Raw genomic sequence first — 7,534 nt, 5'->3', positions numbered from 1 at the left:
ATGTTACTACCCTTGCTCAAATACCTTAGACGAAAAACAAAATTTATTCTTAATCTCAAACCGAACAAAAATAGGTCCTTATTAAATTAACATACTTTCTAAAAAATAGCAAATTTCAAAAACAAGTTATTATGGTAATTAACCAATAATAGTGGTTGCTGGAGAAAAAGTCACTATGATAGTCATCACAGCAAGAAGTTGCCAAAGGATCTCGACAATATCATTAGTTTGATTTTTTTCAGACATTCAACAACTGATAAAATTAGCTATTTTCGAGTTAAATTTTATTTCTGATAACGAATTTTACGTCAACTAGTCTCTCTTGTAGGGCTAGTTTTTTTGTTTAGCATGGTTTTTTTCCAAAATGCTGACGATACACCATTGCCATCAACTTAAGAAATTAAAGCACCCCCTAAATGGAAATTTTGTGTTTTTATAGCACCGAAGTTTACTTTTATCATTTTGGGGAACAACAGATTTTTTAACTTGATAGCAATGTGGTGCTATCCCCAGATGCACTTAAGGTAGACAAAGAACTGAAGGAAACTGTTATAGAAATTTCTATATTTCTTTGGTAACGTATCGCTTCTTTCTTACAAAAACCTTAACTTTATCACATCAAAAAGGTTCTTTATGAAAACTTATAGAATTAGAACATATCGCAGCATTTTATAATTGAAGGGGTGATTATGTTGGAGTATTTATTAAAACCCAAAAACTCATCAACAGGTCTGAGAGGGTATTTGGAATCCTATCCGTTAACTTCATTTTTTGTAATGGCATATTTATTCTCGTGGGTTGTATTAATTCCATTTATCTTATCCCAATGGGGTATTTTACCTAAAACAAAAGCGTTTGATATTTTCTTTGTTGCCAATGCATTTGTAGGCCCTATGTTAGCAGCATATATCATGATTCGAACCCTTGAAGGCAAAGAGTCATGGAAAAAAGTTAGAAAAAGCATCATATCTACTAAAGTCGGTTTGAAGTGGTACTTGTTTACTCTCATTGTTATCCCTGCTGTAATGTTTCTAGGTATGGTGATATTAAATATGGGGATACCTACTTTCCATGACCTTACTTCTAGATTTTTTATAACCTATCTCATCACTTTTGTAGTTACTTTCTTTCTCGGTGGACCTTTACCTGAGGAAATCGGATGGCGTGGTTTCGCTCTCCCTCGGTTACAATCGAAGCTTGGACCGTTAAAAGCAACATTACTACTTGCCTTCCTGTGGGCTTTTTGGCATCTTCCGCATTTCTTAACTGCTGCACAATGGGGCGGACCAGGTTCTGACCTTTCTATCCTATATATTCATTTACCAATTTTCATTTTGATGTGTTTGCCGATTTCAATCATTCTCACTTGGGTCTATAACTGCAATCGCGGTAACTTATTTATTGTCATGCTAGTTCATGCGAGTGTAAATACGTTTAGCTTGGTACAAACTAATACCACTAACCCTGTTTTAAAGAATTCAGATTTATTTGTAGGGATAGGATTGGGCATTGTTGCTTTGCTTATTCTTATTTTCACACGAGGCAGCGTTGGATATATACAAATTACTAATGAAATAGGATTCAGTAACAATGAAAATATAAGTAAATAGAAACGAAAACCATAAAATAGGTTGATGGCAATGGGGTAGCACCTCATGCTCATCAGGCTAAAATTTTAAAGTACCCCCAGAACGAAATTTTTATCTCTATACAGTTATTTATGTGAATTCAGATCGTTTTTTTGCGTTTTAGGGGATAATTAGTTTTTTAACTTGATGGTGATGTGGTGCTATCCCATTAAATAAAAAAACCTTCACGATTTGTAAAGGAGTCAGTATACATTGAAAGGGTACTTCCATTTTAATATATAAAAGAGAAAATTCGTATTGATAAAATTCACTTTTTCAGCTTAGTTTAATTCTTTTGGTAAACAAATATTATTGAATGGATATATAATTATTATTGAAGAGCAATCTGTAGGTCACAGGTGTATGTCAAAAAAGGAAAGCACTTATTTAAAGTGCTTTCCTCTACTTTTATAGCATACAATCATTTTTTATATAGTAAGTGTAGAGATTGCTTGTTTGTAGATTAGTTGTTGTTTACCATGAACCATCATTAGGACGGTAAATTTATCTGTTGCAAGGATCTGCCCACGTACTGGAACGCCATTCTTTAAAAACACAGTAACTTCCCCTCTTTTTTCTTTCAATTGTTCATACATATCTTCTTGTAAATTATACATGAAATACGCCCCCCTATTTTTAGCTACTTTTCTTTTAATACTTGCTGCCTTCCATTGTGGTCTATTTGTATTTCCCATTCACCTTCTATTTTTCTAAACCATTTTCCTATTTTGCTTACATTAGATAGTAAGATCCTCATGATTCAACTCCTTGCCTTTTAAATGCTTATGGACACAATATATACATTTGGAACGATGTTAATTTTTCATATAGAATGCCGTCATATTGATATAAAGGCGTTATCCTTTCCTATGATTTCTCAGAAAGAATAACGCCTTTTTTTAGGGGGTATTTTGTCTAGTTAGCTTGATAGCGATGTGGTTCTACCCCTTATAAATGTTACAAAAATCTTTCAAATGGCTCTAACTTGCACAATGCTTCCCGTTAATATAATACGCTGATTCTGTGAAAATCGTAAATACAACCTCTACTTCTGGAAGTCCAAAATCCATTACATATGTAGTAATAGCCTTGGCAAATCGATCACGAATTTCCTGTCCACGCTCGAACCATTTCACTTCAATAAGAGGAAACGCCTCTATTTCTTCTCCATTGAATACAAACGTAGAACTTGGTAGTTCCAACGTAAAATTATCCGTACCACACTCACAAATCTCTGCGAGCTCTTCTACTAATGGCTTGCTTATGTGTTTTAATTGTTCAGTAGTAATTCCACGAAACACAACATGCGGCATGTGAATCCCTCCGTTAGATAGCTTTATATTTGCTCACATCATAGCATAATTTATTTTGCTGCACTAGAATCTATTGATACATTTCAATGACATTCTTAAGAATGATCATATGTTATTGAAGCAATACAAATATTGTAACTATTTAAAACATGTGAGAGCTCGGTAATTGGGTAAATAAAAAATGCCTTATCACATTCTCCCTGTAAGGAGGCATGAGGGGACCTCTATTAGGAAAGGGATGGTGCGCTTATATATTTTAAAAAGAAAAGACACCCTAAAGTGCCTTCCTCCGACTTGATAACCACTATAATATAACATTGGATTCCCATCCTAATATTATTTTACCACGTTAAGTAATGTTGGTTATTGAGAAAGTCAAATACGTAGTGTTCATATATAGTGACCCCTAGGATCAAACAAGATTTAATACAGTTTTTTTGCTAATCCAAAAACAAACGAGAAACCTAAAACCGCGCCAGAATAGGAATATATAATAAAAAACATAGATCCATAGAACCAAAAAAGAAGGTTCCTTTGTAAGAGTAGGCTTCCCCCCCTTTTCCTTGCTACTGATAATAGGGCATTATGTTAACTAGATGTGTATAAAATATACAAGAGGAACTCTTTCCTACTTACACGAATCTATTATAATAGAGAACGTCTTGATAATAAGGGGGGCATCACATATTTAAACAACTTTGGGCATGGATATAGGGAGAAATACTAGATCAAAATTTATAAATTGATTGAACATCTAAAAGGAGTATAAAATATTTTGAGAAAAACTAAAATGAGAAACTATGTGAAATTATTTGTTCTTTACTTAATTATTATTCTAATATATTTCCTGTTATTTGATTACAGTAAAATATATATTAAGGCAAAAATAAATAACGAATTTTTATATCAATTATATTTATTAATAGGACGTATTAGTATGGGTTTGGGAATATATTTTATTCCAGATAAACTAGGTATTAAGATTAAATTCAGATTTAAATTTCTTATAGCAGTTATCGCAATGATAACTACTATAATTTTTCTTGATATAGTTGGTTTAATTGAATAACTTTGATAACTTCCTGTAACGATAATTATGTAAATGAGCTGTCCATATGGGCGGCTTATTTTATTTTTTGCTTAGCGTGTTTTTTTCCGAAATGCTGGCGGTACCCCATGCCCATCAACCTAAGATTTTGAATTATCCCCAAAACGAAAATTTCATTCTTTCATAGTTGTCCATAGAAGTTCAGTTCGTTTTTTTCGTTTATGGGAAGAATGTATTTCTTAACTTGATAGCGCTGTGGCGATTCCCCTAAGAGACCTAAAAAAACTATGTAAAGAAGGTTTTCCAAAAGATTAAGCATAGCGCTACTCTTTTTGGAAAACCCCTAATCGATAAATTCGTGTTATTATTCTTGATATTGCTGTTGAACCGCCTCCGGTAGTTCCTCAAAGATTATTCTTTTAAAAATGGTAATAATGCTTCATTAAATTCTTTTGCATGAGTTGCGTTTAATCCATGAGGACCACCCTGTATTAGAGCAAGTTTACTATCAGGAATGGAATCATATGTGCGTTTTCCACTTAACTCAAAAGGTACAGTTGCATCAGAGTCACCGTGAATAATAAGATTTAATATCAAATGTAAAAGCTACCAATATATACATATAAACCAGTATTATAGTTTGATACTGATTTATTTGATGCTTTTATTTATGTACTTGTTAATTTAGCATAGATGATAAAAAATAAGGTTAATTGTCCTATTATCACAATATTCGGCACTACTATAATTAAATTAATAACAAAAAAGAGTGCTAAAATTCCTAAAAACAAGCATAAATGATAAATGTTCAAGCGGTGTTGTTCAAACCTATATTGATGAAAAACAATTGTAGTTGACAGGAAATAGAGCAATACAGAACCAAAAACAAAATATAAGATAAAAGAATAATAGACCTCATGTAAAAATAATAATCTAATGGATGCTGCAACCATACTCAAAGACATTAAAATAAATAGATGACCGTAAATAATAATTTGACCAGAAGTTTGTCTAGACTTGTCGAGTTTCTTCTCCATGTTATCAAAATATTGCCACCACATCGAAATAATAAGGATAAATGAAATGATCGCAAAGCTTATTGAATCCCAATTTCCTTGTTTAGGTTGAATGACCACAAGAGTGCTTACAAGAGCTTCCCCAAAGAGAATAATGGAAAATAGACCAAATCTCTCTAACAAGTGGGCTGTATTTGTAGGAACCTTTTCTAAACACTTCCTTCCAAGCAGTGGGACAATAATATCGATAAGAATCCCAAAATATAACACAGCATATCGAATCCAAGAATCAAAAAAGACGGATAATAATGAAATAACGATTCCAATCCAAAAATATCTTCCTAAAAAGAGTGCTGCTTTTTTTCGAGCCCCCTCTTCTATACGCTGGACAACAAGATATTGAATTGCAGTCACGACCCTTAAACCAATATAGCCAATTAAAAAAGAAAGATAATAAGGATCAAAATCAGCTGATAAGCTTGATGTCATTATTAGGACAAAAAACATTTGCAAGATCAAAAAAATTCGTTGATGAAATAAATCTTTTCCAAACCGGTTAACAAAGATGGTTTGCCCTACCCAAGCCCACCAGATCGGAATAAAAATTAAGACAAACTTTACTAAATACTCTGCATGGATTTGACCATCTTCAACATGAAGTAAAACATGAGTCGCAGCCGTCACTGCCGCCACAAATAACAAATCATAAAAGAGTTCTAACCACGTCACTTTCTTTTCTTCCATTTCTGCACTCCCTCCTTATTGTTAATAGTATGCTAAAAATATATAGTAATTGGAAGAGAAAATAATATAGACATAAACCATTTCTCATCGCTTGAAAAACTCGAGCCAATAATAAGAAAACTAATGAGAAATCCTTACATTCTAGGCCTTTTGCAATAAACACTTCATTAAATTAAATCGAATAGTTCGAAAATTATATATAAAGGTATTCATTAAAAATAAACGTTTATAAATTAATCAAACCCACCTTTATAAACTTGATATTTCAATGTTTCATAGATGATACCTAACTGTTTATAAAGATATACCTTTGTAAACATGAGTTTTTTGAAACAAGAAAATGTGTACCTCAAGTGAATTTAGAAGTAAACAAATCGGTATAAGTTTACTTTCAGTAAAATAACAAATTGTAAGTAGCGAATCCGCTGCTTTTTTATTTTGCATAGAAAAAGAAACCCTAATAGGCTCCTTAATTCGATTCAGAAGTTGTGTAGTTTTTCTTGATGATATCTTTTATGTTGATAATTAAGGATATAAGGAATCCAGCAGCTAGGATACCGTTTACCCAGTAATATGTATTCCCTGATGTAAATTTATTATAAAAGGAATCGACATTATAATATACTAAGCCTGCTGAAATCACGGTAGAAATTACTAACGTACCAAAACTTTTCATACTGTTCACCTCGATTCTAAAATTTCCGACTTTTTGTACAATTATACATTTAAATAAAAAGACTTACAAAGAAATTAGCATAAGGAAGAGTTAGACAAATGAGGTATCGCCGGGATTTTGGAAAAAACCCACGCTAAGCAAACAATACAATAAGCCGTCCATATGGACAGCTCATTTACATAATTATCGTTAGCGGAAGTATAGGAGAGTATAAGAAAATCAACTGTGATGGCAGTCAATTTTTAACATAATAATGGAGTTAATGTAATCATCTTAAAAGTGCATCTTAACAAGGCGCATTAAAATATATCGTTTTAATTTAACGCTTTTATGATGTCATCTACAAATATTTTATCGATTTCATGTCCTTGGTTCGTTTGTTCTGAATCCATAATTATTCCTTGTGATTTCTCTTTGTCAATCCACAAATAGTATGTTTGAGTTGTTCCACTTAAAAAGTGAACATTTACTTTGAAATTTGGCTTGTGTGTACTGGATATATTTGAATGTGTATGCCCGATATGAGTGATAGCGTTCACGAATGCTCCAACATCAAATTGTTTTACGAATATGTAGGTTTTATCCCCCTCAACTTCAATAAATTCAATAGACTTATCTTTTATGGAGTGTACTCCTTCACCGTCCTTCGCTGTATTATGAAGTATAATACCATCTTCTGACTGTTCACAATCTCTTAGCATATATGCTATACCATGTGTTTCTTGAGGAGTAACAAGCTTATTACATATATCCTTTCTATAGTCGTTTTTGTACTTGTAAGTATAAGTGAATTTTTCATCTTTATAAGTTACAGTTTGTAAAGTTGGTACTTTTGCTTCCTCGTCAGTTAAATAATTTTTAATTTGTATTTCGTCATTTTTCTTATCTTTTACATTTTGAGAAAATGTTTCAAATCGTTCTAGGTTTCTAGATTTTTCTTTAGGTATATGTATAATAATCTCATTTTTGTTCGCTTCAGTGGATGCCCCTTCACCGCCATTACTACATGCAGTTAAAGCAGCGATCCATAAGCATAATGCTCCAACAATTAATGTTTTCTTCAAATTGAGTTCCTCCCTAAAAAATATTATAAATTTAATCATAACAAT

General features: G+C 32.3%; 7 protein-coding genes and 1 pseudogene. 2 read left to right on the top strand and 6 right to left on the bottom strand.

The window, feature by feature from the left end; all coding sequences use genetic code 11:
- Nucleotides 1-689: 689 nt before the first annotated feature.
- Nucleotides 690-1,610 (top strand): CPBP family intramembrane glutamic endopeptidase, encoded by a 921-nt coding sequence (locus JDS92_RS21740; RefSeq protein WP_199632495.1) that lies wholly within the window; start codon nt 690-692, stop codon nt 1,608-1,610.
- Nucleotides 1,611-2,056: 446 nt separating this feature from the next.
- Here the strand turns inward: JDS92_RS21740 and hfq are convergent, their stop codons facing one another.
- Together hfq and JDS92_RS21730 are read right to left on the bottom strand one after the other, a co-directional pair.
- On the bottom strand, nt 2,057-2,245 hold the full coding sequence (hfq, locus tag JDS92_RS21735) for an RNA chaperone Hfq (protein WP_199632494.1): 189 nt from the start codon (nt 2,243-2,245) through the stop codon (nt 2,057-2,059).
- A gap of 363 nt (nt 2,246-2,608) precedes the next feature.
- Nucleotides 2,609-2,941 (bottom strand): DUF1904 family protein, encoded by a 333-nt coding sequence (locus JDS92_RS21730; RefSeq protein WP_088290965.1) that lies wholly within the window; start codon nt 2,939-2,941, stop codon nt 2,609-2,611.
- Nucleotides 2,942-3,716: 775 nt separating this feature from the next.
- Between JDS92_RS21730 and JDS92_RS31420 the strand changes: the two genes are divergently transcribed.
- Nucleotides 3,717-4,010 carry a hypothetical protein gene (locus JDS92_RS31420; RefSeq protein ID WP_307838338.1) on the top strand — a complete coding sequence of 98 codons (294 nt, stop codon included), beginning with the start codon at nt 3,717-3,719 and terminating at the stop codon, nt 4,008-4,010.
- Between the two features lie 390 nt (nt 4,011-4,400).
- On the opposite strand, the pseudogene JDS92_RS21725 reads toward JDS92_RS31420, so the two are convergent.
- The 4 genes and pseudogenes from JDS92_RS21725 to JDS92_RS21710 form a co-directional block, all read right to left on the bottom strand.
- A pseudogene (locus JDS92_RS21725) lies at nt 4,401-4,583 on the bottom strand (alpha/beta fold hydrolase); the annotation flags it as partial.
- A gap of 74 nt (nt 4,584-4,657) precedes the next feature.
- Nucleotides 4,658-5,749: a low temperature requirement protein A gene (locus JDS92_RS21720; protein WP_098064442.1), complete on the bottom strand. Its 1,092-nt coding sequence runs from the start codon at nt 5,747-5,749 to the stop codon at nt 4,658-4,660.
- A gap of 469 nt (nt 5,750-6,218) precedes the next feature.
- A complete protein-coding gene (locus JDS92_RS21715) occupies nt 6,219-6,425 on the bottom strand; it encodes a hypothetical protein (RefSeq protein WP_000834523.1) in 207 nt (68 codons plus the stop codon).
- Nucleotides 6,426-6,739: 314 nt separating this feature from the next.
- Nucleotides 6,740-7,489 carry a YhfM domain-containing protein gene (locus tag JDS92_RS21710; RefSeq protein ID WP_199632493.1) on the bottom strand — a complete coding sequence of 250 codons (750 nt, stop codon included), beginning with the start codon at nt 7,487-7,489 and terminating at the stop codon, nt 6,740-6,742.
- Between the last annotated feature and the right edge of the window lie 45 nt (nt 7,490-7,534).

This window comes from Bacillus cereus group sp. N12 (assembly GCF_016483575.1).
GTDB classification, from domain to species: Bacteria; Bacillota; Bacilli; order Bacillales; family Bacillaceae_G; genus Bacillus_A; species Bacillus_A toyonensis.
Note: the sequence above shows the minus strand (reverse complement) of the source record. Positions and strands in the feature narration are given on the sequence as shown.